Source organism: Bacillus sp. BHET2 (assembly GCF_005938125.1).
Classification (GTDB): domain Bacteria; phylum Bacillota; class Bacilli; order Bacillales; family Bacillaceae_B; genus Rossellomorea.
On the sequence record NZ_VCQN01000009.1, the window covers coordinates 1 to 25,448 of the forward strand.

Here is a 25,448-nt window from a genome sequence, read left to right on the forward strand (position 1 = left end):
AAATGTCTGGTGATAATCGCGAAGAGGTCACACCCGTTCCCATGCCGAACACGGAAGTTAAGCTCTTCAGCGCCGATGGTAGTTGGGGGATCTCCCCCTGTGAGAGTAGGACGTCGCCAGGCAATATGTGAAAGAGTAGCCCGTTGTGGTTACTCTTTTTTTTGATGGAATGGTCAGCTTTTGAGTTAGGGCTTGTGATGGGTATAATTGGTAAAATGCGCATAAGTGGACCAGAATGACGCATAAATGAAAAAAACGACGCATAAACGGTTGGGAATGACGCAAAAAATTGTAAAGTGACGCAATAATAGGTGAAATTGACGCAATCCTACACAAAAATACAGTTCAAATTTCAACAGATACCCCATCCAAAAACGCAAAACACAACATAAATATAAAAAATGACACAATCTTGATTCTAAATTATGCAAGCATTCCAACATCTATACAAGATTTCTCATCTTCTCCAAAAAACCCCCCCTCAAACAACCAATTCATAAAAAACCTCCTATTTTAGCTTATAACCACCCTTTTCATTCAATGAATCGCACGAAACCATTCCCTTACCAAATCGGAATAACTACACTAATTTTAATCCTCTAATCCCTGCCATTAGAACCATCTCATTTGAATATCCCCCCATTCAAAGTTCCCCAAATTACAATTTCTATCCAACATTTTCCGAATTGTACGTTTAAAACTATTCTGAAACAGGAAAACTTTTAAGGTCAAACTTCATAATTGCAAAGTTTAATTCTCGGTTGTATAATTATAGTCAAATATAGTCAAAGTCAAAATGAGGAGGAGGTTTGATGAGGAACATATCCGACATCATTGAAAGTTATTTAAAGAATGTGTTAGAACTGAGTGAAAGTGAGATACTCGAGATTAAAAGAAGCGAAATCGCAAATAAGTTTCAATGTGTTCCTTCTCAAATTAATTACGTGATCAATACCCGTTTCACGATAGAACGAGGGTATGTAGTAGAAAGTAAACGCGGTGGTGGGGGATATATCCGGATCATGAAGGTGAAAGCCCACGATCAAGTTCATCTGATTGACCAGCTGGTGGCTTTGATTACACAAACGATAAGCCAGAATACAGCCGCAGATATTGTCTTCCGGTTGGTTGAGGAAGAGATTATTTCTGAAAGAGAAGCGAAGATCATGCTTAGTGTGATGGATCGCTCGGTCATTATGGTGGACTTACCTGAACGGGATATACTGAGAGGAAGAATGCTCAGAGCGATGCTTGATACATTGAAATATGAGTAAGTGCTAAAGAGGTGAGAGGGATGGTTTGTCAAGAGTGTGATGAAAGACCTGCAACCCTTCATTTTACTAAAGTGATAAATGGGGAAAAGACGGAGGTTCATTTATGTGAGCATTGTGCTCAGGATAAAGGTGAGATGTTTATGTTTGATTCTTCTCCCGGATTTTCAGTGAACAATCTATTGGCAGGTCTTCTTAATATATCACCTGCATTTAAGCAGGCAAAGGAAACAGAAATTCCTAGAACAGAAGTTTTACAGTGTGAAAAATGTAAAATGACGATTCACCAGTTCATAAATGTAGGACGATTTGGTTGTGCTCATTGCTACGAGACATTTAAAGATGAGTTGACTCCTTTGTTAAAGCGTGTTCATAGCGGAAACGTGGAGCATCATGGGAAGGTTCCAGAACGTATGGGCGGAGCCATTCATGTGAAAAAGAAAATCCAGCAATTGAAAGTCGATCTGCAAGGGATGATTGCAGATGAAGAGTTTGAAAAAGCTGCTGAGATTCGAGATGAAATTCGCTCCCTGGAGAAAGAGGTTAAGAAAGAGGGGGGAGATAAGGAATGAGTCTGGAAAAATTCTTAAGTAATGCTGTTAGCTCTTGGATGAATGAAGAAGGTCCAAATTCAGATATTGTTCTGAGCTCACGGGTAAGGCTTGCGAGGAATCTTACGGACTTCCGATTTTCTACATTTTATTCTTCTGATGAAGCGAAAGAAATCGTCGATCGTGTGAAGGAAAAGCTCTCATTCTACCCGAAGGATTTAGGTGAATTAGAATTTTTACCTACAAGTGAGATTCAGCCCCTACAAAAGAGGGTATTAATGGAGAAACACCTCATAAGTCCTAACTTGGCAGAGGATGCGAATTACGGGGCTGTCCTTTTATCAAGTGAAGAAGATATTAGCATTATGGTAAACGAAGAGGACCATATTCGAATACAGTGTCTATATCCGGGTTTGCAATTAAAGGAAGCCTTACAAAAAGCCAATCAGATTGATGATTGGTTTGAAAGTGAATTCGATTTTGCTTTTGATGAGAAACATGGATATTTAACGACTTGTCCCACCAATGTAGGAACGGGACTTAGAGCTTCTGTGATGATGCACTTACCGGGTCTGGTTTTAACACAGCAATTAAACCGGATCATCCCGGCCATTAACCAATTGGGGTTAGTGGTGAGAGGGATTTATGGAGAAGGCAGCGAGGCGTTGGGTAACATCTTTCAGATTTCCAATCAAACGACACTAGGAAAGTCAGAAGAGGATATCGTGGAAGATTTGTTAAGTGTCGTGAAGCAAATCATAGAAAAAGAACAATCGGCAAGGGACGCATTAGTTAAAACATCAAACATACAATTAGAAGATAGGATCTTTCGTTCACTTGGAGTGCTTGAGCACAGTCGGATTATTGAATCCAAGGAAGCAGCGAAGTGTTTATCGGATGTTAGACTCGGAATCGATTTAGGATACATCAATGCAATATCTAAGAATATATTGAATGAACTAATGATTTTGACACAACCTGGTTTTTTACAACAATATTCTGGAGGTCCATTGAGACCAAATGAAAGAGATATAAGAAGGTCTTCTTTGATTCGAGAGCGAATTAAGTTAGATAAGGATATATGTGAGGAGGAAAAATAATATGATGTTTGGTCGATTTACAGAAAGAGCACAAAAAGTATTGGCATTAGCTCAAGAAGAAGCGATTCGTTTGTCGCACAGTAATATTGGTACTGAACATATTTTATTAGGACTTGTCCGAGAAGGTGAAGGTATTGCCGCCAAGGCCCTTACGGCATTGGGGTTGAGCCCTGAAAAGATTCAGAAGGAAGTGGAAGGGTTAATTGGGAAAGGGACTGAGAAATCCCAAACGATCCATTACACACCTCGCGCAAAGAAAGTGATTGAGCTATCTATGGATGAGGCCCGGAAATTGGGTCACTCATATGTTGGGACGGAACATATTTTACTGGGGTTAATTCGAGAAGGTGAAGGAGTAGCCGCTCGAGTGCTTGGTAACCTCGGTGTCAGCTTAAATAAAGCAAGACAACAAGTATTGCAGTTACTTGGTAGCAATGATTCGAGTAATCACCAGGGTGGGGGCAATGCCAATGCCAACACACCTACGCTTGACAGTTTAGCCCGGGACTTAACGGCGATTGCCCGTGAAGGCAGCCTAGATCCAGTCATCGGAAGAAGTAAAGAGATTCAACGTGTAATTGAAGTCTTAAGTAGACGTACAAAGAATAACCCGGTATTGATCGGTGAGCCAGGTGTAGGGAAGACTGCTATTGCAGAAGGTCTTGCACAACAGATCATTGCCAATGAAGTACCTGAAATCCTTCGGGATAAACGCGTGATGACCCTTGATATGGGTACAGTAGTCGCTGGTACGAAATACCGTGGCGAATTTGAGGACCGACTGAAGAAAGTTATGGATGAAATCCGTCAAGCCGGTAACATCATCTTGTTCATCGATGAACTTCATACTTTAATCGGAGCAGGTGGGGCTGAAGGTGCGATTGATGCCTCAAATATCTTAAAGCCATCTCTTGCTCGCGGAGAGTTACAATGTATAGGTGCTACAACACTAGATGAGTACCGTAAATATATCGAAAAGGATGCTGCACTCGAGCGTCGCTTCCAACCAATCCAAGTTAATGAGCCAACGCCAGATGAGTCCATTCAGATTCTGAAGGGTTTACGTGATCGTTATGAAGCCCATCACCGTGTATCCATTACGGATGAAGCGATTCATGCAGCAGTGAAGATGTCTGATCGTTATATTTCTGATCGATTCCTACCGGATAAAGCGATTGACTTAATTGATGAAGCAGGTTCTAAGGTGCGCTTACGCTCTTACACTACACCGCCGAACTTGAAAGAGCTTGAAGCAAAGCTAGAGGAAATCCGCAAAGAGAAGGATGCAGCCGTCCAAAGCCAGGAATTTGAAAAAGCTGCTTCGTTACGGGATTCAGAGCAAAAGCTTCGTGAAGAATTAGAAGAAACAAAGAACACTTGGAAAGAAAAGCAGGGTCAGGAAAATACGGAAGTAACCGTTGAAGATATTGCAAAGGTTGTATCGAACTGGACGGGAGTACCGGTATCGAAACTGGCTCAAACCGAAACGGACCGCTTGCTTAAATTAGAAGAAATCCTTCATTCTAGAGTCATTGGGCAATCGGAAGCAGTTGTAGCCGTATCTAAAGCTGTCCGACGTGCAAGAGCAGGCTTAAAAGATCCGAAGCGACCAATCGGTTCATTTGTCTTCTTGGGACCAACTGGAGTAGGGAAAACGGAACTGGCCAGAGCGCTTGCGGAATCTATGTTTGGTGACGAAGATGCAATGATTCGCATTGATATGTCCGAGTACATGGAAAAGCACTCGACGTCCCGTTTAGTCGGTTCACCTCCAGGATATGTCGGTTATGAAGAAGGCGGCCAATTAACAGAAAAAGTTCGCCGTAAACCGTACTCGGTCGTTTTATTAGACGAAATTGAAAAAGCGCATCCGGACGTATTCAATATCCTTCTACAAGTATTGGAAGATGGCCGTTTAACAGATTCTAAAGGCAGAACAGTAGACTTTAGAAATACGGTTCTAATCATGACATCGAATGTTGGTGCTCAGTCACTTAAGAGCAACAAGTATGTCGGCTTCAATATTCAGGACGGACAACAGGATTACAAGGATATGAAAGGGAAGGTAATGGAAGAGCTGAAGCGGGCTTTCCGACCAGAATTCCTTAACCGTATCGATGAAATCATCGTGTTCCATTCACTTGAAAAAGATCACTTGAAAGAGATTGTGACGTTGATGTCCAACCAATTGACAACTCGATTGAAAGAACAAGACATTCATTTAGAGCTATCGGCTTCTGCTAAAGATAAAATTGCAGAAGAAGGATTCGATCCTGAATATGGTGCACGTCCACTCCGTCGAGCGATTCAGAAATATGTGGAGGATAAACTGTCAGAGGAACTATTAAGAGGCAAAGTGCTGACAGGACAAAATATCCTGATTGATGTAGAAGAAAATGAGTTTGTTGTAAAAGTGCTTAAAGAAGAAGCCGCTAATACTCCGACATAATAAGAATTTTGACAAAGAGGTACACGTATATGCTTTTCGTGTACCTCTTTTATCATAGGGGAAGCTTTTGTCAGGCCTGCCCAAGCCACCTGCGCTTTTCTTGAATCAAATACATAAAACCGATACAATCATTCCAAATGGTATTGTCATGATTTGGTGGGAGTACAAATAGAGTAATAGAGGAGAAGAATAGATTGGCAAAGAAAAAGACGAAATTTGTGTGTTCATCATGTGGGTACGAGTCTGCTAAATGGATGGGGAAATGTCCAGGGTGTAACGAATGGAACACGATGGTGGAAGAGGTTGAGATGACCGGAAAGAAACCTCGTGCGTCGTTTATGCATTCTGAAGATAGCGGACCGACTAAGGCGCAAAAGCTTATTTCCATTGAAACAAAGCAAGAACCAAGAGTATTGACCGAATCCAAAGAGTTGAATCGTGTGCTAGGGGGCGGAGTCGTCCCAGGGTCACTCGTGTTGATCGGTGGGGACCCGGGTATAGGGAAGTCTACTCTACTTCTTCAGGTTTCTGCTCAACTTGCTGATCAAAAACAGAAGGTCTTATATATATCTGGAGAAGAGTCGATCAAACAAACGAAGCTTCGGGCTGATCGTTTACATGTGAGGTCCGATGATTTGTATATTTATGCGGAAACCAGTCTTGAATTAATCCATCAAACGATTGAGCAAATTTCACCGGATTTCGTCATCATCGACTCGATTCAAACGATCTTCCACCCTGAGGTGACATCGGCTCCCGGCAGTGTTTCCCAGGTAAGAGAGTGTACGGCTGAATTAATGAGGATTGGAAAGACGAAAGGCATTGCCATCTTTATTGTCGGGCATGTTACAAAAGAGGGGTCGATTGCAGGACCTCGTTTGCTTGAACATATGGTTGATACCGTGCTGTACTTTGAAGGGGAGCGTCATCATTCGTATCGGATTTTAAGAGCGGTGAAGAATCGTTTCGGTTCAACAAATGAGATGGGGATCTTTGAAATGAAGGAGCTCGGCTTGGAGGAAGTGGCGAATCCCTCTGAGATATTCTTAGAAGAGCGTTCTCAGGGTGCTGCGGGGTCAACGGTTGTGGCTTCGATGGAAGGGACAAGACCTGTTCTTGTTGAGATCCAGGCCCTTGTCACGCCTACTAGCTTCAACAACCCTCGAAGAATGGCAACAGGAATCGATCATAGCCGTGTCTCACTCATTATGGCCGTTTTAGAGAAACGGGCAGGAATGTTGTTACAGCAGCAGGATGCATACTTGAAAGTAGCGGGAGGCGTCAAACTTGATGAACCTGCCATCGATTTGGCTGTAGCTGCGAGCATTGCCTCAAGCTTTCGGGACACGGCATCTCGTGCCCACGACTGCATCATTGGTGAGGTGGGACTTACAGGTGAGATCAGGAGGGTGTCAAGAATAGAGCAACGTGTCCAGGAAGCAGCGAAGCTTGGATTTAAACGTGTTATCATTCCCCAAAATAACTTAAGTGGGTGGCAGCCGCCTTCTGACATAGAGGTTACAGGTGTATCAAATATTAACGAAGCGCTGTCAATTATTTTAGGAGGATAAGAAATGGAAGATAAGAAGGCAAGAGATAAGTCCATATCGGATATATTACAATTCGTTGCTCCGGGAGCGCCGATAAGAGATGGTATTGATAATGTCCTACGAGCCAATACGGGTGGGCTGATTGTTGTTGGTTATAACGATAAGGTGAAGTCTGCACTGGATGGGGGCTTTCATATTAACTGTGCTTTTTCCCCTAGTTATTTGTATGAGTTGGCCAAGATGGACGGGGCAATCATTCTGAATGAAGCAGGCACAAAGATCATATTGGCCAACGCTCAGCTTGCTCCCGATGTATATGTCCCTTCTACGGAGACTGGAATGAGACATCGAACGGCGGAGCGGGTTGCACGACAAACTAATGCTCTTGTTATCGCTATTTCACAGCGGAGAAATGTCATTACCCTTTATCAAGGAAACTTTCGATATGCTCTAAAGGACATCTCTGTCATCTTAACGAAGGCAAATCAAGCTATTCAAACGTTGGAGAAATATAAAGTGGTTCTTGATCAGAGCATTTCTAATTTGTCTGTGCTCGAGTTTGAAGAACTTGTAACCCAAAGCGACTTATTAAAAGTGCTTCACCGATTCGAAATGGTATTGCGGATTAAGAATGAGCTTTTAACCTATCTGAGTGAGCTTGGGGTTGAAGGAAGACTGATACGGCTGCAGATGAATGAGCTATTAGCGGATATAGAAGATGAAGCGATGCTGATCATTAGGGATTATTCTCAAGAGAGAAACATCAAGCCGTTCGATCTTCTATATAAGTTTCAGGAACTCGTTCACTCAGAGGTGCTTGAGGATAATGTGTTATTTAAGCTATTAGGCTATCATGGGTATGTTCACCACGATGATGCGATATTCCCTAGGGGATATCGCGTGTTGAATAAAATACCCCGTTTGCCGATTGTGATCATTGAAAATCTCATTTCAAGATTCGGAACACTTCCTCATGTAGTCAATGCTACGGTGGATGACCTGGATGAAGTGGAAGGAATTGGTGAAGTAAGGGCGAGGAAGATCAAAGAGGGCCTAAAGCTAATTAAGGAGCAAACATTTGCCGACCGGCAGTTATAGGAAGGTAGTCCTGCATTTCCCATAAGTGGTATAAATGAATCATTTTCAAAAAATTGACAGTCGGTTTGAGACATGTTAGCCTTCATTTAAGGACTCAATTATGATGGGATACGTATATCAAAATGATTTCGATTCCATTAAATTTAAAAATCTCAAGCTCATTACGTTTCAAAAATAGTAAATTGTTTATAATGAATAGGAGGAGGTGAGGGAATGTTAAAAAGAATCGTTCAAGCGTGCTTCCTGATCGTCGGGGGAACACTAGGGATATTTCTTCTTCCCGAATTATTTACCGTCATAAATTTATCAGACATTCCTTTAATTAATAACCCGTATATGACTGCTATATTTGGTGCCATTATCTTTTATATTCTTACGTTTTGGGCAGTCGAGTATGTTGTCAATTTCGTCAAGTGGTTTGAAGATAGCTTAGTAAAGGCCCCAGTTACGGATCTGTTATTTGGTAGTTTAGGTCTTATTATCGGTCTTTTTGTTGCGTATTTGTTCGGGATTCCTTTCAATCAGATGCAGATTCCGATTGTGAACACGGTGGTCCCTATTCTATTAACATTGCTTCTGGGATATTTAGGTTTCCAGGTAGGTTTTAAGAAAAGGGATGAACTAGTTAGTCTATTTGGTGCGTCTACTCGGGGTAAGAAAAAAGGCACGGAAGAGGATTCAGATGAAGAAGGTGTAAAAACCCTTAAAATTTTGGATACCAGTGTCATCATTGATGGACGTATCGCTGATATCTGCCAAACCGGATTTTTAGAGGGAATCGTTGTAATTCCACAGTTCGTGCTTGAAGAACTACAGCATATTGCTGATTCTTCGGATGTGTTGAAGCGTAACCGTGGTCGCCGTGGGTTGGACATTCTGAATCGAATCCAAAAAGAACTTCCAGTAGAGGTTCAGATTTATGAAGGCGACTTTGAGGAAATTCAAGAAGTGGATTCGAAGCTGGTGAAGTTAGCAAAGATTACAAATGGAATCGTAGTAACGAATGATTTCAACTTGAATAAAGTATGTGATTTTCAAGGTGTACAAGTATTGAATATTAATGATTTAGCCAATGCTGTTAAGCCAGTAGTACTACCAGGTGAAGAATTGAAGGTACAGGTTATCAAAGATGGGAAAGAACATAACCAAGGGATTGCCTACCTTGATGATGGTACAATGATCGTTGTGGAAGAAGGACGCAATTACATTGGTAAGTACATTGATGTACTTGTAACGTCAGTTCTGCAAACGTCTGCCGGCCGAATGATCTTTGCAAAGCCAAAGCAATTAGAAAAAGCTTTATAAGTAATCATTGCCCCTGACTCCAGTGATTCAGTAAGGTATAATAAATAGTATTACTTGAGGGTTAAAGGGGTTATCGTATGGAATATGAAGTTGTCATTCCTGCTGCGGGGCAAGGTAAACGAATGAAAGCGGGCAAGAACAAGCTGCTTCTTGAGTTGAATAACTGTCCTGTTATTATTCATACATTGCGTGTCTTTGAACGGGACTCCCATTGTAAAGGGATCTATTTAGCGATTCATCCAATGGAGCGGGATGCCTTCACAAGTTTATTAAAACGCTTCGGGATTACGAAGGTCGTCAAGCTTGTAGACGGTGGAGAAGAAAGACAGCATAGTGTGTACAATGCATTGCTTGAGGTTAGACATGAAATTGTTCTTGTGCACGACGGGGCAAGACCTTTTATTAAAGAATCGACCATTCACCAGTTGGTGGAAAAGACGTATTCAACAGGAGCGGCTATTGCCGCTGTTCCTGTTAAAGATACCATTAAGAAAGTGCTGGATGGAAAGGTCGAGGAAACGATTGAACGCTCAAGCTTGTGGATGGTTCAAACTCCACAAGCTTTTCGTGTTTCCGTTTTGAAAAAGGCACATGGGGAAGCGGATGAAGATGGTTTTCTCGGTACAGATGATGCTTCCTTGGTAGAAAGATTGGATGTTGAAGTTTCTGTTGTTGAGAGCGATTATGACAATATTAAACTGACAACACCTGAAGACTTGTATTTTGCCGAGGCAATATTAAAGAAGCAAGATGAAATGAGTGGAGGGGACACACATGTTTAGGATAGGACAAGGATTTGATGTTCATCAATTAGTGGAAGAGAGACCACTTATCATGGGAGGCGTTACGATCCCTTATGAAAAAGGGTTATTGGGTCACTCGGATGCAGATGTATTGTTACATGCTGTAGCGGATGCGTGCCTAGGTGCCATTGCGGCAGGGGATATCGGAAAGCATTTCCCGGACACAGACCCTGAATTCAAGGATGCCGATTCAGCAAAGCTGCTCAAGCATGTTTGGTCTCTTGTGAAAGAGGAAGGCTATGAATTGGGAAATATCGATTGTACGATCATTGCTCAGAAACCGAAGATGGCTCCGTATATTGACGAAATGAGACAAAGCATCGCCTTTTTATTAGAAGCGGATATGGCGGAAGTGAACGTAAAGGCAACAACATCAGAGAAGCTCGGATTTACTGGAAGAGGCGAAGGAATTGCCGCACAAACGACGATATTAATTAAAAAGAAGTAAGGGATAAATTCGCTTTATTCCCTTACATAACGGTGTTAAAATAGGTCATAGACTTTTAAGCAGGAATCATAAGAGGAGGAAAACAAATGACACAAGAAGTACGCGTCCGTTATGCCCCAAGTCCAACGGGTCATTTACATATTGGAAATGCTAGAACCGCTTTATTCAATTATCTATACGCTCGCAGCGTAGGCGGAAAGTTCATAATCCGGATTGAAGACACGGATAAGAAACGTAATATCGAAGGTGGCGAAGAAAGCCAGCTTAAATATCTTCAGTGGCTTGGCATCGATTGGGATGAAAGCGTGGATAAGCCGGGTGAATATGGTCCTTATCGTCAATCAGAGCGTAATCATATTTACGAGCAGTACTTAAATGAGCTAGTAGAAAGCGACCAAGCCTACAAATGCTATTGTACGGAAGAAGAACTTGAAGCTGAACGTGAAGCTCAATCTGCCGCAGGTCAAATGCCTCGCTATTCCGGAAAATGTCGTAACCTGACGAAAGAAGATCAGGAAAGACTGGCTGCAGAAGGCCGTCAGCCGAGCGTTCGCTTCCGTGTTCCTGCAGGGAAAGTATTTTCTTTCAATGATATCGTGAAAGAAAATGTAGCCTTTGAATCAGATGGAATCGGTGATTTTGTCATTGCGAAAAAAGATGGAACTCCAACGTATAATTTTGCGGTTGCAGTGGATGATTATTTGATGAAGATCACACACGTTCTTCGCGGGGAAGATCATATTTCCAATACGCCCAAACAATTAATGATTTTTGACGCATTGGGATGGAAGGCGCCTGTCTACGGTCATATGACACTAATCGTCAATGAAAGTCGTAAAAAATTAAGTAAGCGTGATGAGAGTATCATTCAGTTCATCGAGCAGTATGAAGCATTAGGGTATTTACCAGAAGCGTTATTCAACTTCATTGGGTTATTAGGTTGGTCTCCAAAAGGAGAGGATGAGCTGTTTTCTAAAGATGAGTTCATTGAAATCTTTGATCCTGAGCGGTTATCCACTTCATCTGCCCTGTTTGATAACCAGAAGCTTACATGGATGAACAATCAGTATTTGAAGAACTTAGAGTTGGATGAAGTCGTGGAACTATCGCTGCCACACTTGATCAGTGCTGGTAAGCTTACAGAAAATATGTCTGATGAGCAGCACGAATGGGCTAAACGCGTCATTTCTTTATACCAGGAGCAAATGAGCTTCGGTGCTGAAATAGTGGAGCTGTCTGAAATGTTCTTCAAGACGGACCTTGAATATGATCAAGATGCTAAGGCTGTTTTGGATGAAGAGGAAGTTCCTGAAGTTCTTCAAGCTTTCTTGAATGAAATTGAAGCTCTTGAAAATTATGAAGCGGCGGAAATTAAATCGTCTATTAAAGCGGTCCAAAAGTCTACCGGTCATAAAGGGAAAAAATTATTTATGCCAATCCGTGTAGCTGTAACAGGCCAAACCCATGGTCCTGAGTTACCGAATGCCATTGAACTTTTAGGGAAAGATACAGTTAAACATCGTCTTCAAAGTCTTTTAGGTTAACATTTTGAATGATCTGTAATATAGTAAGAGTATCAATATAAATGATATCGCGTTGAAGAGGAGAAGTAAGAAAAGGATGCTTAGTAGAGAGAACCATCACCGGCTGAAAGTGGTTTAAGCCTCTCCGATTCTGAAATGCACCTCTGAGCCCGTTACTGAAATAAAGTAGGTAAAGGCGGTTTCCTACCGTTAACAGGATTCGAGTTGGAGAAGGACGTTTACTTCTCAATCAGAGTGGAACCGCGCTACCAAAGCGTCTCTGTCAGTTTATTGACAGGGGCGTTTTTTTTGTCCAGCTCCGGCGGCTAGAGGCTCGAGGTCATAAGTCAATCCCACCAAAAAGGCAAAGACCGCCTTTCCGGTGGGCTCGTCTTATGCTTGTCGCCTCTGACCAAGCCGCCTGCGCTTTTATTATTGTCCAGCTCCGGCGACTAGAGGCTCGAGGTCATAAGTCAATCCCGCCAAAAAGGCAAAGACCGCCTTTCCGGTGGGCTCGCCTTATGCTTGTCGCCTCTGACCAAGCCGCCTGCGCTTTTATTTTTTCCGAAGGGGGGGGATTGAATGTTTAAGTCGTTTAAGGAGGATATTGATGTAGTCTTTGATCAGGATCCGGCAGCGAGGAATTATGTGGAGGTCATTCTCACGTATTCGGGACTTCATGCTATATGGGCACATCGTGTTGCTCATTCATTCTTCAAACGTAAATTCTATTTTATCGCACGGGTCATTTCGCAAGTAAGTCGTTTCTTTACAGGAGTAGAGATTCATCCAGGTGCTAAGATTGGCCGCCGTTTCTTCATCGACCATGGTATGGGAGTCGTAATTGGCGAAACATGTGAAATTGGAGATAATGTGACGATTTTTCAAGGGGTCACCCTCGGAGGAACGGGGAAAGAAAAAGGGAAACGTCACCCAACGATTCAGGATAATGCCTTGATCGCTACCGGCGCAAAAGTATTAGGATCGATTGTAGTTGGGGAAAATTCTAAGGTAGGGGCAGGTTCGGTCGTACTGAAGGATGTTCCCTCGAATTCAACCGTAGTCGGTATACCTGGGAAGGTCGTCATTCAAGACGGGGTGAGAATACAGAAGGATCTGAATCACTGTGATTTGCCTGATCCGATGAATGATCGTATGAAACAAATGGAAGAAGAACTGAATGAGTTAAAATCATTAGTAAGGGACTATGAGGGAAGGAGTCGAACATCTTGACGATTCGTTTATACAATACACTAACAAGAAATAAAGAGGAATTTATCCCCCTAGAAGAGGGGAAAGTTAAAATGTATGTGTGCGGCCCAACGGTATATAATTATATTCATATAGGAAATGCACGTCCTGCTATTGTGTTCGATTCGGTGAGACGTTATTTGGAATATCGGGGCTACGATGTTCAATTTGTCTCGAATTTCACAGATGTGGACGATAAATTAATCCGTGCGGCAAAGGAATTGGGAGAAGATGTACCTACCATTGCCGAGCGATTCATACAAGCATATTTCGAAGATACGGGAGCGCTTGGCTGCAAGAAAGCAGATATCCATCCGACCGTTACGGACAATATTGATACCATTATTGATTTTATTTCCGCCTTGGTTGAAAAAGGGTATGCATATGAATCAAAGGGTGACGTTTACTATCGTACAAGAAAGTTTGAAGGTTATGGGAAGCTTTCACATCAGCCAATTGATGAACTGAAAGCGGGAGCCCGTATTGATGTGGGAGACAAAAAAGAAGATGCCCTTGATTTCGTTTTATGGAAAGCGGCGAAAGAAGGCGAAATTTCTTGGGATAGCCCTTGGGGAGCAGGTCGTCCTGGTTGGCATATTGAGTGCTCTGCCATGGCGAAGCGATACCTGGGAGATACGATTGATATCCACGCCGGGGGACAGGATTTGACATTCCCTCATCATGAGAATGAAATCGCCCAATCAGAGGCACTTAGTGGCAAGACGTTTGCGAAGTATTGGATGCATAACGGCTATATCAATATCGATAATGAGAAAATGTCTAAATCTCTCGGGAACTTTGTACTCGTTCACGACATTATAAAGGAGCAGGACCCACAAGTGCTTCGCTTCTTTATGTTATCTGTTCATTATCGTCATCCGATTAACTATAATTTAGAACTTCTTCAAAATGCTGAGTCGGCGTTGAATCGGATTAAGACAGCTTACGAAAACTTAAAGCACCGCAGTGAATCGAGTACAGATTTAACAGAGAATAACCAGGAATGGCTGGATAAAATCATGGATTTGAAGGCCGAGTTTATTTCAGAAATGGATGATGATTTTAATACAGCCAATGGGATTTCCGTGTTATTTGAATTATCCAAACAAGCGAATTATTACCTGATGGAGAAGAATACCTCCACAGAAGTGATCGATGGGTTCTTGCACCAATTCGAAGATTTCTTCTCTGTACTCGGACTTACTCTGAAGGATGCTGAACTATTGGATGAAGAAGTGGAAGAGCTGATTGAAAAACGCATCCAGGCACGTAAAGACCGCAACTTCCAATTGGCAGATGAAATCCGTGACAGGTTGAAAGAGATGAATATCATCTTGGAAGATACACCTCAAGGCATTCGCTGGAAAAGAGGATCTTAATGCTGCATGAGATAAATGAACAAATTGACGCGAAACAGATCAACGCACTTGCACTGGCTTATATGGGGGATGCTGTATACGAAACGTATGTACGGCAACTCCTCCTGACAAAAGGGAAGATTAAACCGAATCAGCTGCACAGGGCGGCGACGAATTATGTCTCGGCTAAAGCGCAAGCGGCTATATTGAGAACGCTGTTTGATCAGGATCTATTGACCGAAGAGGAAGTCACGATAGTAAAGCGTGGTCGCAATGCAAAATCAGGAACGACTCCAAAGAACACGGATGTACAGACATATAAACACAGCACTGCTTTTGAGGCACTCATTGGATATTTGTTTTTACTTAATCGGAGAGAACGATTAGAGGAACTATTGAAGATTATATTTGAACAAGCCCAGGCAGGAAGGGAGGAATCAAAATGAGTAAAGATTTTATCGGAGGAAGAAATCCCGTCATTGAAGCATTAAAGTCAGGAAGGGATATAAATAAGATTTGGATTGCGGAAGGTTCCCAGAAAGGCTCCATCCAGCAAATTGTAGGACTTGCCAAGGAAACAAATGTGATGATTCAATATGTTCCGAAGAAGAAGATTGAGCAGATGGTAGCTGAAAATCACCAAGGGGTTGTCGCTTCTGTTGCTGCTTATCAGTATGCAGAAATCGATGATTTATTTAAAAGGGCAGAACAAAACGGGGAAGATCCTTTTATTCTGATCTTGGACGAATTAGAAGATCCTCATAACCTTGGTTCTATTATGAGGACTGCGGATGCAGCGGGTGCCCACGGAATTATTATCCCGAAGAGAAGAGCGGTTGGCCTTACATCTACAGTAGCGAAAGCTTCTACTGGTGCCATTGAGCATATTCCGGTTGCGCGTGTTACCAATCTATCCAGAGCGGTGGACGAACTGAAAGAACGTGGAGTGTGGGTAGCAGGAACGGATGCGAAAGGAAAGCAGGATTTCCGTCAGTTGGACGGCACTCTGCCAATCGGCTTAATCATCGGGAGCGAAGGAAAAGGGATGAGCCGCATATTGAGAGACAAATGTGATTTCCTTGTCCAGTTGCCAATGATCGGTCATGTTACATCATTAAACGCTTCGGTGGCAGCTAGTATTTTAATGTATGAGGTCTATCGTAAACGCCACCCATTGGGGGAATAGGGGAAATGGATATTCTCCTTGTGGATGGCTATAACATAATCGGTGCTTGGTCAGAATTAAATGAGTTGAAGCAGAAGGATTTAGCCGCAGCAAGAGACCGTCTGGTAGAATTGATGGCAGAATATCAGGGGTATACAGGCTATCGGGTCATCGTCGTATTTGATGCCTATTATGTTCAAGGGATTGCTCGTCAATACCGAAACTATAAAGTAGAAGTGTTATTTACGAAAGAAAACGAGACAGCCGATGAACGAATTGAGAAATTGGCCATTGAGTTAAATAATATTAAGACCCAGGTTCATGTAGCAACTTCGGATTTCACGGAGCAATGGGTGATCTTTGGTCAGGGAGCCCTTCGTAAATCAGCGAGGGAGCTCCTGACGGAAGTGAAAGTCATCGAAAAGAAAATCGAACGAAAAGTACGGAATTCAAGTGAGAAAAGACCGGCTTCAAAGATCCAATTATCAGAAGAAGTTGCAGAAATTTTCGAAAAATGGCGCCGTGGGGAACAATGATAGGTTGACGATTGAATTTTCTGTAATGTATAATATTTCTATCTATTGTTTTGCGCGGGGGGATGTGTGTGGGCAATATCACCAGGACAGAAGCATTTGATAATCGATTAGAAGGCATGGATGATGAACAGATAATAGAAGCCGTCCATCAGGGTCACAGCGAAGCGTTAGATTTTTTGATTAGGAAATATCGTAATTTTGTAAGAGCGAAAGCCCGCTCGTATTTTTTAATTGGAGCCGATAAGGAAGATATCGTCCAGGAAGGTATGATCGGATTATACAAATCAATCCGTGATTATAAAGAGGACAAGCTAACTTCTTTTAAAGCGTTTGCAGAGCTTTGTATCACGAGACAAATCATTACGGCTATCAAGACAGCCACGAGACAGAAGCATATTCCGTTAAATTCGTATGTTTCATTGGATAAACCTATTTATGATGACGAGTCTGATCGAACACTCTTAGATGTAATTTCAGGGGCGAAAGTAATGGACCCAGAAGCGCTTTTCATCAATCGTGAGGAATTCGATAACATGGAAGATAAGATGGCTGAGTTATTGAGTGATCTTGAGAGGAAAGTACTAGCCCTGTATTTGGACGGGCAATCCTATCAGGAGATTTCTGAAGAATTGAACCGCCATGTTAAGTCCATCGACAATGCATTGCAGCGGGTGAAAAGGAAGCTCGAACGATACTTGGAGGTTCGGGAAATAACGATGTAAAGTCATATTGACACAAATTGGTGGTCGTGTTATTTTTGATAGGACTTACTATGTATAGTATAGGTGGAATATATGACTACTAAATTAATACTTGCTTGTACGGTGTGTGGTTCCAGAAATTATAGTGTACCGGGTAATCGTAATCAAGCAGTTCGATTAGAATTAAAGAAATTCTGTAATACATGTAATGCTCACACCCTACACAAAGAAACAAAATAGTGGAGTAGCACTTTTGGGGTATTGATATTAGTTGGAGGTTACAAACGGATGTTTAAATTCTTTGGCAATGTTGCATCGGAAATGAGGAAGGTCAGCTGGCCTAAACGTAAAGAGTTAACGCGCTATACAATCACCGTTATTACAACAGTGGTTTTTGTTGCCCTTTTCTTTTCTGTAATTGACTTGGGCATCTCAGAACTTATGCGATTGATCATTGGTTCTAAGTAAGAGAAACATAGAATTAATTGTATATATACCATGAAAGCATGGTATAATGAATGTTAATAGAGTACATGACCTTAGAGCCCGTTATCTTTTTGCGGGTTTTTTCATTTGCAGAAAAAAAGCAAAGAGGTATTCTTAAATAGTGAGGAGGGACGGACGTTTAGTCCTATTATATGGAGAAGAATTGGTATGTAGTCCATACTTATTCAGGATACGAGAACAAGGTTAAAGCAAACCTTGAGAAGCGTGTTGAAACGATGGGGATGCAAGATAAAATCTTCCGCGTAATGGTACCTGAAGAAGAAGAGACAGATTTTAAAAATGGTAAAAAGAAAGTCGTAAAGAAGAAGGTATTCCCTGGTTATGTGATTGTTGAAATCGTCATGACGGATGATTCCTGGTATGTTGTTCGTAATACACCGGGCGTTACAGGGTTTGTCGGTTCATCAGGATCCGGTTCAAAGCCTACACCATTATTGCCTGAAGAAGTAACAAATCTTCTGAAGCAAATGGGTATGACAGAGAAAAAGGTAGAGATCGACTTCGAATTAGGAGAAACAGTTAGAGTGAACGAAGGTCCATTTGCTAACTTTACAGGTTCAATCGAAGAGATCGACAATGCCAAATCAAAAGTGAAAGTTCATGTCAATATGTTTGGTAGAGACACCCCGGTAGAACTGGATTTCTCCCAAATTGATAAATTATAATGGAAAAGAACTTGAAATCATTCTGAAAAAATGGTACTATTTCATAAGTCAGTGCGTCTCCACAAAGAGATACTGAAATTAATAGACGTTCTTTATGTTGATAAAGACATTTTTTACATGAGTGGGAGGGTGAAGAACCCAATAACCACATCACGGACTTAAGGAGGTGTGTCTCGTGGCTAAAAAAGTTATAAAAATGGTTAAATTGCAGATCCCTGCCGGTAAAGCTAATCCAGCTCCACCAGTTGGTCCTGCACTAGGTCAAGCAGGTGTTAACATCATGGGATTCTGTAAGGAATTCAATGCTCGTACAGCAGATCAAGCTGGCTTAATCATTCCTGTTGAAATTACGGTGTTTGAAGACCGTTCATTTACATTCATCACAAAAACTCCACCCGCTGCTGTTCTACTTAAAAAAGCAGCTGGTATCGAGTCTGGTTCAGGCGAACCAAACAGCAAGAAAGTGGCAACACTTAAACGCGATAAAGTACGTGAAATTGCTGAAACAAAAATGCCTGACTTAAATGCAGCTAGTGTTGAATCAGCTATGCGCATGGTAGAAGGAACTGCGCGCAGCATGGGTATCGTCATCGAAGACTAATCCCAAGCTTCGTTATAGTTAAGGTTCCTGTTGAACGAGGTTGCGATGATGAAATGTACGTTTCACTCGCAACCTTATTTCGTGGGAGGTTATTCCGCTAAAACCACATATAGGAGGAAATAAAAAATGGCAAAAAAAGGTAAAAAGTTTCTTGAAGCTCAAAAGCTTGTAGAACGTACTACAGCTTATTCAGCTGAAGAAGCAATCGAATTAGTTAAGAAAACAAACTTCGCTAAGTTTGACGCAACGATTGAAGTAGCGTTCCGCTTAGGTGTAGATACTCGTAAAAATGACCAGCAAATCCGTGGAGCAGTTGTACTTCCACACGGTACTGGTAAAACTCAAAAAGTTCTTGTATTCGCTAAAGGCGAAAAAGCAAAAGAAGCAGAAGCTGCTGGCGCTGACTTCGTAGGTGATGCAGAACTTATCAACAAAATCAACCAAGGTTGGTTCGAGTTCGACGTAATCGTAGCAACTCCAGACATGATGGGTGAAGTTGGTAAACTTGGTCGTGTATTAGGACCTAAAGGTTTAATGCCAAACCCTAAAACTGGAACAGTTACATTCGACGTGACAAAAGCTGTCAATGAAATCAAAGCTGGTAAAGTTGAATACCGTGCTGACAAATCAGGTAACGTTCACGTTCCTGTTGGAAAGATTTCTTTCGACAACGAAAAGCTTGTTGAAAACTTTGCTACAATGTATGAAACAATGCTTAAAGTTAAACCTGCTGCTGCAAAAGGAACTTACATGAAAAATGTTTCAGTAACTTCTACAATGGGACCTGGCGTTAAAGTCGATCCTTCATCTTTCGCAGTTAAGGCATAATTTGGTATTGACTTACTAAGAACTAGTGATTATAATTAGTTCTGTTGTTAAAAAACGAATACATTTGTACCGTAGACAGTAGGTGCTCTTCCCGAGCTTAATAACCTGCCGAGGTAATTGCGATAAAATAACCGCTTTTAGCGTGTTTGCAATGCCCTTATGTCTACCTTGATATAAGGGCATTTTTTATTGGATGACGGTATAAATGTTCATCAGTCAATCTACAGGAGGTGTAATGATGAGCAGCATTCTAGATCAAAAGAAACATATCGTTGGAGAAATCTCTGACAAGCTAAAAAACAGTGTATCTACAATCGTTGTAGATTACCGTGGCCTAGATGTTTCCGAAGTAACTGAGCTTCGTAAACAACTTCGTGAAGCTGGCATCGACTTCAAAGTGTACAAAAACACTATGGTACGTCGTGCTGCAGAAGAAGCTGGTCTTGGAGGGTTAAACGAATTCCTAACTGGTCCGAACGCAATCGCGTTCAGTTCAGAAGAAGTAGTTGCACCTGCAAAGATTCTTAACAGCTTTGCTAAAGAACACGAAGCCCTAGAAATCAAAACGGGTGTCATTGAAGGAACAATCACTTCAGTTGAGGATGTTAAAGCAATCGCTGAACTTCCAAACCGCGAAGGACTTCTTTCTATGCTACTCAGCGTGCTTCAAGCACCAATGCGCAACTTTGCGTTGGCGACAAAAGCCGTTGCAGATCAAAAAGAAGAGCAAGGCGCGTAAGCTAAAGCAAGTCGTTTAAATAAAAAATTAAGCATACATCACAAGGAGGAAATTTAAAATGAGTAAAGAGCAAATCATTGACGCGATTAAAGAAATGTCAGTTCTTGAACTAAATGATCTAGTTAAAGCAATCGAAGAAGAATTCGGAGTAACTGCTGCTGCACCTGTAGCTGTAGCTGCTGGTGGCGCGGACGCTGCTGCAGAACAAACTGAATTCGACTTAATTCTTGAGAGCGCTGGAGCTCAAAAAATCAAAGTTATCAAAGTTGTTCGTGAAATCACAGGTCTTGGCCTTAAAGAAGCGAAAGAAATGGTTGATAACACTCCTAAAGCTCTTAAAGAAGGTATTTCTAAAGAAGATGCTGAAGAACTTAAAGCTAAACTTGAAGAAGTTGGAGCTGGCGTAGAAGTTAAGTAATGATTGTATAGATGAAAAGCTCGCTATATTTGGCGGGCTTTTTTCTTGTCTGACTTCTATCAGAATATAAACACGTTCATTGTCTATTCACCAAACTCTTTCTTAAAGAAGTTGGCTAATGGATGATATGTACCAATGGATGGAGATGATATAATGACCAATCACTACTATTCTCAAAACCCTGATGTAGAAAGTAACCCTCAAACGATTGCCTTTGAATTGAGAGGACATACCTTCCGTTTCAAAACGGATCAAGGTGTATTCTCGAAAAAGGAAGTCGATTTTGGGTCAAGAGCGTTAATTGAAGCGTTTGAAGTACCTGAGGTAACGGGAGCGTTATTGGATGTAGGTTGCGGGTATGGTCCAATCGGATTGTCTTTAGCCAAAGATCATGAAGACCGGACGGTCCATATGATTGATGTAAACGAGCGAGCATTGTCCCTTGCGAGAGAAAACGCAAGCCTGAATAAAGTTCAAAACATCAACATCTATCAAAGCGATCGATATACCAATGTCGTTGAAAGGGAGTTTTCGGCTATTTTAACGAATCCCCCGATACGAGCAGGAAAAGAAACGGTCCATTCGATTCTTGAGATAAGTTACGATCATCTGAAGGAAAGCGGTCAGTTGTGGGTCGTTATTCAGAAGAAGCAAGGCGCTCCGTCTGCAATGGAAAAGATGGAAGAATTATTTTCGAATGTAGAGATCGTCGCAAGGAAAAAGGGCTACTACATCTTGAAATCGATAAAAGAAATCCGTTGACGTAGCTTTACTGCTATGATAACATTATAAAATGCAAAAATATTATTTTCCGGTATTATGTCCATATGTATATATAATGGATAAATTGGAAAAGATTATAAAATAATAGTTCGTCATCTGAAAATGAGGTTTTATCATTAAAACCCTTTTTCTTTTTGTCTTGTGTAGACTAGTATTTCTACTAAAAGGCATATAGACACAACCAAAACGCTTGATTTGAGGGGTGAATCAGTTGACAGGTCAACTAGTTCAGTATGGACGACACCGCCAACGCAGAAGTTTTGCGCGTATCAGTGAAGTTTTAGAATTACCGAATTTAATCGAAATTCAAACTTCCTCGTATCAATGGTTTCTTGATGAGGGGTTAAGAGAAATGTTCCGTGACATTTCTCCGATTGAGGACTTCACTGGTAATCTCTCTTTAGAATTTATTGATTATAGTCTGGGAGAGCCAAAGTACTCGGTGGAAGAATCAAAGGAAAGAGATGTTACTTACTCTGCACCGCTTAGAGTGAAAGTCCGTCTTGTGAACAAGGAAACAGGAGAAGTAAAAGATCAAGACGTATTTATGGGTGATTTCCCATTAATGACTGAAACAGGTACTTTTGTCATTAATGGTGCTGAGCGCGTTATCGTTTCTCAGTTAGTACGTTCACCTAGTGTTTACTTTAGCGGAAAAGTAGATAAGAACGGAAAGAAAGGGTTTACTGCTACCGTTATACCAAACCGCGGAGCTTGGCTTGAGTATGAAACAGATGCAAAAGATGTTGTATATGTGCGAATTGATCGAACTCGCAAACTACCGGTAACGGTTCTTTTACGTGCCCTTGGGTTTGGCTCTGATCAAGAAATCATCGATTTGATCGGTGATAATGAGTACATTCGTAACACACTCGAGAAAGACAACACGGAAGGTATCGACAAGGCATTGCTTGAGATTTATGAGCGTCTACGCCCAGGAGAGCCTCCTACAGTAGAAAATGCCAAAAGTTTACTCGTTTCTCGCTTCTTTGATCCAAAGCGTTATGACTTAGCAAACGTTGGACGTTACAAAATGAACAAAAAGGTACACATTAAGAACCGTTTATTCGGTCAGACTCTAGCAGAAACTCTTGCAGATCCGGAAACGGGCGAGATTCTGGCAGAGAAGGGTACGGTCCTTGATCGTCGCGCACTTGATAAGGTTATTCCTTATCTCGAAAACGGCATTGGTTTCAAAAGCTACCAACAGTCCGGTGGCGTGTTAGATGAAGACGTAGTTCTTCAATCTATCAAAATCTATTCTCCTAATGAAGAGGGAGAATTTGAAATCAACGTAATCAGCAATGCTTATGTTGAAGAAGAGGTTAAGTACATTACACCTGCAGATATCATCTCTTCTATTTCTTACTTCTTTAATTTATTACATGGAGTAGGGCTGACAGATGATATTGACCATTTAGGAAACCGTCGTTTACGTTCGGTTGGCGAATTGCTTCAAAACCAATTCCGTATCGGTTTATCACGTATGGAGCGTGTGGTTCGTGAAAGAATGTCAATTCAAGACACGAATACAATCACGCCTCAACAACTGATCAACATTCGTCCGGTTATCGCTTCAATTAAAGAGTTCTTTGGTAGCTCTCAATTGTCTCAATTTATGGACCAAACGAATCCTCTTGCAGAGTTAACGCACAAACGTCGACTATCTGCCTTAGGGCCTGGTGGGTTAACCCGTGAACGTGCTGGATTTGAAGTGCGTGACGTACATTATTCTCACTATGGTCGTATGTGTCCGATTGAAACGCCTGAGGGTCCTAACATCGGACTGATCAACTCACTTTCTTCATTTGCGAAAGTGAATAAATTCGGCTTTATCGAAACGCCGTATCGTCGTGTTGACCCTGAATCGGGGATGGTGACCGATCGAATCGATTACCTGACAGCAGACGAAGAAGATAACTATGTAGTGGCACAAGCAAACGCACGCTTAGGTGATGACGGTGCATTCCTTGATGAAGAAGTCATCGCTCGTTTCCGTGGTGAAAACACGGTAATCAAGCGTGAACGTCTTGACTATATGGATGTATCTCCTAAACAAGTAGTATCAGCCGCGACAGCATGTATTCCATTCTTAGAGAACGATGACTCCAACCGTGCTCTTATGGGAGCGAACATGCAGCGTCAAGCAGTACCATTGATGAATCCGGAATCACCAATCGTTGGAACAGGTATGGAACACGTATCTGCGAAAGACTCTGGTGCCGCTGTGATTTGTAAGCATGAAGGTATTGTGGAAAAGGTTGAAGCGAAGCAAGTTTGGGTGCGTCGTGTGAAAGAAATCGACGGTCAAGAAGTAAAAGGTGACCTCGATAAGTATCGTATGCAGAAATTCATCCGTTCTAATCAAGGTACATGTTACAACCAGCGTCCGATTGTAAGTGAAGGCGACCGTGTAGTTGTGGGAGAGATCCTTGCTGATGGTCCTTCAATGGAAAAAGGAGAACTTGCTTTAGGACGTAACGTTATGGTTGGCTTCATGACTTGGGACGGTTACAACTATGAAGATGCGATCATCATGAGTGAACGTCTTGTAAAAGACGATGTATACACTTCTATTCATATTGAAGAATATGAGTCCGAATCTCGTGATACGAAATTAGGGCCTGAAGAAATCACTCGTGATATTCCAAACGTCGGTGAAGATGCCCTTCGCAATCTTGATGAACGCGGAATCATCCGAATCGGTGCTGAAGTGAAAGATGGCGACCTACTTGTTGGTAAAGTAACGCCTAAAGGTGTAACAGAGTTGACTGCTGAAGAGCGTCTTTTACATGCAATCTTCGGTGAGAAAGCTCGTGAAGTTCGAGATACATCTCTTCGTGTACCACATGGTGGTGGAGGGATCATCCTTGATGTTAAAGTCTTCAATCGCGAAGATGGCGACGAATTACCACCAGGTGTTAACCAGCTTGTACGTGTATATATCGTTCAGAAACGTAAGATTTCTGAAGGAGACAAAATGGCTGGTCGTCATGGTAACAAAGGTGTTATCTCTAAAATCCTTCCTGAAGAAGACATGCCGTTCTTACCAGATGGCACACCGATCGATATCATGCTGAACCCATTAGGGGTACCATCTCGTATGAATATCGGACAGGTGCTGGAGCTTCATTTAGGTATGGCTGCCAGATACCTTGGAATTCATGTTGCTTCACCAGTATTTGATGGAGCGCGTGAGGAAGATGTATGGGCAACCATTGAAGAAGCAGGTATGGCGCGCGATGCCAAAACCGTTCTTTATGACGGTAGAAGTGGTGAACCGTTTGATAATCGTGTATCAGTTGGAATCATGTATATGATCAAACTGGCTCACATGGTTGATGACAAGCTTCACGCACGTTCAACTGGTCCTTATTCACTTGTTACGCAGCAACCATTGGGTGGTAAAGCTCAATTCGGTGGACAGCGTTTCGGTGAGATGGAGGTATGGGCACTGGAAGCTTATGGTGCAGCTTACACTCTACAAGAAATTCTAACGGTTAAGTCGGATGATGTTGTGGGTCGTGTGAAAACATACGAAGCCATTGTCAAAGGTGAAAACGTTCCTGAGCCTGGAGTTCCAGAATCATTCAAGGTTCTGATCAAAGAGCTTCAAAGTTTAGGTATGGATGTAAAAATCCTCTCTAGTACCGAAGAAGAAATTGAAATGCGTGACTTAGAGGATGAAGAAGAAGTACAACAAGCAGACACGCTAAATATCTCTGAATCTAATGCAAAAGAATCCGAGACAGTAGGGTCAAAAGAATAAATTTAGAGCAAAAAGGGTTAGAGCCTGTA

25 protein-coding genes, 1 rRNA gene and 2 other annotated features are annotated in these 25,448 nt (G+C 41.9%); all 26 genes read left to right on the plus strand.

Translation table 11 applies throughout. The features are described from left to right. Window positions 1-5 precede the first annotated feature (5 nt). The 26 genes from rrf (at window position 6) to rpoB (ending at window position 25,419) form a co-directional block, all read left to right on the plus strand. A 5S ribosomal RNA gene (rrf, locus tag FGG79_RS20020) occupies window positions 6-122 on the plus strand. A 690-nt stretch (window positions 123-812) separates the two neighbouring features. Beyond that, complete coding sequence (locus FGG79_RS20025; protein ID WP_138781588.1) at window positions 813-1,274, plus strand: CtsR family transcriptional regulator; 462 nt, start codon at window positions 813-815, stop codon at window positions 1,272-1,274. A 20-nt stretch (window positions 1,275-1,294) separates the two neighbouring features. Then, entirely contained in the window at window positions 1,295-1,843 is a 549-nt protein-coding gene (gene mcsA, locus FGG79_RS20030) for a protein-arginine kinase activator protein McsA (protein ID WP_138781590.1), read from the plus strand. After that, window positions 1,840-2,922, plus strand: a complete 1,083-nt coding sequence (mcsB, locus tag FGG79_RS20035) for a protein-arginine kinase McsB (protein ID WP_138781592.1) — start codon at window positions 1,840-1,842, stop codon at window positions 2,920-2,922. Before mcsA ends, mcsB begins: the two co-directional genes overlap by 4 nt. A gap of 1 nt (window position 2,923) precedes the next feature. Beyond that, window positions 2,924-5,371 (plus strand): ATP-dependent protease ATP-binding subunit ClpC, encoded by a 2,448-nt coding sequence (gene clpC / locus FGG79_RS20040; protein ID WP_138781594.1) that lies wholly within the window; start codon window positions 2,924-2,926, stop codon window positions 5,369-5,371. Between the two features lie 194 nt (window positions 5,372-5,565). Continuing rightward, the gene (radA, locus tag FGG79_RS20045) at window positions 5,566-6,942 is read left to right on the plus strand and encodes a DNA repair protein RadA (protein ID WP_138781596.1); all 1,377 of its coding nucleotides are present in this window, start codon (window positions 5,566-5,568) and stop codon (window positions 6,940-6,942) included. Between the two features lie 3 nt (window positions 6,943-6,945). Further along, the gene (disA, locus tag FGG79_RS20050) at window positions 6,946-8,019 is read left to right on the plus strand and encodes a DNA integrity scanning diadenylate cyclase DisA (protein WP_138781598.1); all 1,074 of its coding nucleotides are present in this window, start codon (window positions 6,946-6,948) and stop codon (window positions 8,017-8,019) included. A 213-nt stretch (window positions 8,020-8,232) separates the two neighbouring features. Next, window positions 8,233-9,324: a PIN/TRAM domain-containing protein gene (locus FGG79_RS20055; RefSeq protein WP_138781600.1), complete on the plus strand. Its 1,092-nt coding sequence runs from the start codon at window positions 8,233-8,235 to the stop codon at window positions 9,322-9,324. A 77-nt stretch (window positions 9,325-9,401) separates the two neighbouring features. Then, window positions 9,402-10,106, plus strand: coding sequence for a 2-C-methyl-D-erythritol 4-phosphate cytidylyltransferase (ispD, locus tag FGG79_RS20060; RefSeq protein ID WP_138781602.1), 705 nt, complete (start codon window positions 9,402-9,404; stop codon window positions 10,104-10,106). Further along, entirely contained in the window at window positions 10,099-10,575 is a 477-nt protein-coding gene (ispF, locus tag FGG79_RS20065; RefSeq protein ID WP_138781604.1) for a 2-C-methyl-D-erythritol 2,4-cyclodiphosphate synthase, read from the plus strand. Before ispD ends, ispF begins: the two co-directional genes overlap by 8 nt. Before the next feature lie 86 nt (window positions 10,576-10,661). Beyond that, on the plus strand, window positions 10,662-12,119 hold the full coding sequence (gltX, locus tag FGG79_RS20070; protein ID WP_138781606.1) for a glutamate--tRNA ligase: 1,458 nt from the start codon (window positions 10,662-10,664) through the stop codon (window positions 12,117-12,119). A gap of 43 nt (window positions 12,120-12,162) precedes the next feature. Continuing rightward, window positions 12,163-12,383, plus strand: a binding site (T-box leader). A 297-nt stretch (window positions 12,384-12,680) separates the two neighbouring features. Next, on the plus strand, window positions 12,681-13,331 hold the full coding sequence (cysE, locus tag FGG79_RS20075) for a serine O-acetyltransferase (RefSeq protein WP_138781608.1): 651 nt from the start codon (window positions 12,681-12,683) through the stop codon (window positions 13,329-13,331). After that, the gene (gene cysS / locus FGG79_RS20080; RefSeq protein WP_138781610.1) at window positions 13,328-14,728 is read left to right on the plus strand and encodes a cysteine--tRNA ligase; all 1,401 of its coding nucleotides are present in this window, start codon (window positions 13,328-13,330) and stop codon (window positions 14,726-14,728) included. Before cysE ends, cysS begins: the two co-directional genes overlap by 4 nt. Next, window positions 14,728-15,153, plus strand: a complete 426-nt coding sequence (locus FGG79_RS20085; protein WP_138781612.1) for a Mini-ribonuclease 3 — start codon at window positions 14,728-14,730, stop codon at window positions 15,151-15,153. Before cysS ends, FGG79_RS20085 begins: the two co-directional genes overlap by 1 nt. After that, complete coding sequence (gene rlmB, locus FGG79_RS20090) at window positions 15,150-15,893, plus strand: 23S rRNA (guanosine(2251)-2'-O)-methyltransferase RlmB (RefSeq protein ID WP_138781614.1); 744 nt, start codon at window positions 15,150-15,152, stop codon at window positions 15,891-15,893. The genes FGG79_RS20085 and rlmB overlap by 4 nt, the downstream gene beginning before the upstream one ends. Before the next feature lie 5 nt (window positions 15,894-15,898). Then, complete coding sequence (locus FGG79_RS20095; protein ID WP_138781616.1) at window positions 15,899-16,408, plus strand: NYN domain-containing protein; 510 nt, start codon at window positions 15,899-15,901, stop codon at window positions 16,406-16,408. A 68-nt stretch (window positions 16,409-16,476) separates the two neighbouring features. After that, window positions 16,477-17,130 (plus strand): RNA polymerase sporulation sigma factor SigH, encoded by a 654-nt coding sequence (sigH, locus tag FGG79_RS20100; protein WP_481747295.1) that lies wholly within the window; start codon window positions 16,477-16,479, stop codon window positions 17,128-17,130. A 72-nt stretch (window positions 17,131-17,202) separates the two neighbouring features. Beyond that, a complete protein-coding gene (gene rpmG / locus FGG79_RS20105) occupies window positions 17,203-17,349 on the plus strand; it encodes a 50S ribosomal protein L33 (protein WP_079534455.1) in 147 nt (48 codons plus the stop codon). 48 nt (window positions 17,350-17,397) lie between these two features. Next, window positions 17,398-17,577, plus strand: a complete 180-nt coding sequence (gene secE / locus FGG79_RS20110) for a preprotein translocase subunit SecE (protein WP_138781620.1) — start codon at window positions 17,398-17,400, stop codon at window positions 17,575-17,577. Between the two features lie 170 nt (window positions 17,578-17,747). After that, on the plus strand, window positions 17,748-18,281 hold the full coding sequence (gene nusG / locus FGG79_RS20115; protein WP_138781622.1) for a transcription termination/antitermination protein NusG: 534 nt from the start codon (window positions 17,748-17,750) through the stop codon (window positions 18,279-18,281). A 175-nt stretch (window positions 18,282-18,456) separates the two neighbouring features. After that, window positions 18,457-18,882 carry a 50S ribosomal protein L11 gene (rplK, locus tag FGG79_RS20120; RefSeq protein WP_032085258.1) on the plus strand — a complete coding sequence of 142 codons (426 nt, stop codon included), beginning with the start codon at window positions 18,457-18,459 and terminating at the stop codon, window positions 18,880-18,882. Window positions 18,883-19,008: 126 nt separating this feature from the next. Next, complete coding sequence (rplA, locus tag FGG79_RS20125; RefSeq protein ID WP_138781624.1) at window positions 19,009-19,710, plus strand: 50S ribosomal protein L1; 702 nt, start codon at window positions 19,009-19,011, stop codon at window positions 19,708-19,710. Between the two features lie 51 nt (window positions 19,711-19,761). Further along, window positions 19,762-19,906, plus strand: a sequence feature (ribosomal protein L10 leader region). Window positions 19,907-19,948: 42 nt separating this feature from the next. Then, a complete protein-coding gene (gene rplJ / locus FGG79_RS20130) occupies window positions 19,949-20,449 on the plus strand; it encodes a 50S ribosomal protein L10 (protein ID WP_138781626.1) in 501 nt (166 codons plus the stop codon). A gap of 58 nt (window positions 20,450-20,507) precedes the next feature. Beyond that, complete coding sequence (gene rplL, locus FGG79_RS20135) at window positions 20,508-20,867, plus strand: 50S ribosomal protein L7/L12 (protein ID WP_138781627.1); 360 nt, start codon at window positions 20,508-20,510, stop codon at window positions 20,865-20,867. Between the two features lie 153 nt (window positions 20,868-21,020). Continuing rightward, the gene (locus FGG79_RS20140; RefSeq protein WP_138781695.1) at window positions 21,021-21,629 is read left to right on the plus strand and encodes a class I SAM-dependent methyltransferase; all 609 of its coding nucleotides are present in this window, start codon (window positions 21,021-21,023) and stop codon (window positions 21,627-21,629) included. Window positions 21,630-21,861: 232 nt separating this feature from the next. Then, the gene (rpoB, locus tag FGG79_RS20145) at window positions 21,862-25,419 is read left to right on the plus strand and encodes a DNA-directed RNA polymerase subunit beta (protein ID WP_138781629.1); all 3,558 of its coding nucleotides are present in this window, start codon (window positions 21,862-21,864) and stop codon (window positions 25,417-25,419) included. The last annotated feature ends 29 nt before the right edge of the window (window positions 25,420-25,448 follow it).

Excerpts from the sequence above, each read along its gene's own strand:
- FGG79_RS20025 (WP_138781588.1), top strand. The coding sequence starts at position 813 with ATGAGGAACATATCCGACATCATTGAAAGTTATTTAAAGAATGTGTTA.
- mcsA (WP_138781590.1), top strand. The coding sequence starts at position 1,295 with ATGGTTTGTCAAGAGTGTGATGAAAGACCTGCAACCCTTCATTTTACT.
- mcsB (WP_138781592.1), top strand. The coding sequence starts at position 1,840 with ATGAGTCTGGAAAAATTCTTAAGTAATGCTGTTAGCTCTTGGATGAAT.
- clpC (WP_138781594.1), top strand. The coding sequence starts at position 2,924 with ATGATGTTTGGTCGATTTACAGAAAGAGCACAAAAAGTATTGGCATTA.
- disA (WP_138781598.1), top strand. The coding sequence starts at position 6,946 with ATGGAAGATAAGAAGGCAAGAGATAAGTCCATATCGGATATATTACAA.
- FGG79_RS20055 (WP_138781600.1), top strand. The coding sequence starts at position 8,233 with ATGTTAAAAAGAATCGTTCAAGCGTGCTTCCTGATCGTCGGGGGAACA.
- ispD (WP_138781602.1), top strand. The coding sequence starts at position 9,402 with ATGGAATATGAAGTTGTCATTCCTGCTGCGGGGCAAGGTAAACGAATG.
- ispF (WP_138781604.1), top strand. The coding sequence starts at position 10,099 with ATGTTTAGGATAGGACAAGGATTTGATGTTCATCAATTAGTGGAAGAG.
- gltX (WP_138781606.1), top strand. The coding sequence starts at position 10,662 with ATGACACAAGAAGTACGCGTCCGTTATGCCCCAAGTCCAACGGGTCAT.
- cysE (WP_138781608.1), top strand. The coding sequence starts at position 12,681 with ATGTTTAAGTCGTTTAAGGAGGATATTGATGTAGTCTTTGATCAGGAT.
- FGG79_RS20085 (WP_138781612.1), top strand. The coding sequence starts at position 14,728 with ATGCTGCATGAGATAAATGAACAAATTGACGCGAAACAGATCAACGCA.
- rlmB (WP_138781614.1), top strand. The coding sequence starts at position 15,150 with ATGAGTAAAGATTTTATCGGAGGAAGAAATCCCGTCATTGAAGCATTA.
- FGG79_RS20095 (WP_138781616.1), top strand. The coding sequence starts at position 15,899 with ATGGATATTCTCCTTGTGGATGGCTATAACATAATCGGTGCTTGGTCA.
- rpmG (WP_079534455.1), top strand. The coding sequence starts at position 17,203 with ATGACTACTAAATTAATACTTGCTTGTACGGTGTGTGGTTCCAGAAAT.
- secE (WP_138781620.1), top strand. The coding sequence starts at position 17,398 with ATGTTTAAATTCTTTGGCAATGTTGCATCGGAAATGAGGAAGGTCAGC.
- nusG (WP_138781622.1), top strand. The coding sequence starts at position 17,748 with ATGGAGAAGAATTGGTATGTAGTCCATACTTATTCAGGATACGAGAAC.
- rplA (WP_138781624.1), top strand. The coding sequence starts at position 19,009 with ATGGCAAAAAAAGGTAAAAAGTTTCTTGAAGCTCAAAAGCTTGTAGAA.
- rplJ (WP_138781626.1), top strand. The coding sequence starts at position 19,949 with ATGAGCAGCATTCTAGATCAAAAGAAACATATCGTTGGAGAAATCTCT.
- rplL (WP_138781627.1), top strand. The coding sequence starts at position 20,508 with ATGAGTAAAGAGCAAATCATTGACGCGATTAAAGAAATGTCAGTTCTT.
- FGG79_RS20140 (WP_138781695.1), top strand. The coding sequence starts at position 21,021 with ATGACCAATCACTACTATTCTCAAAACCCTGATGTAGAAAGTAACCCT.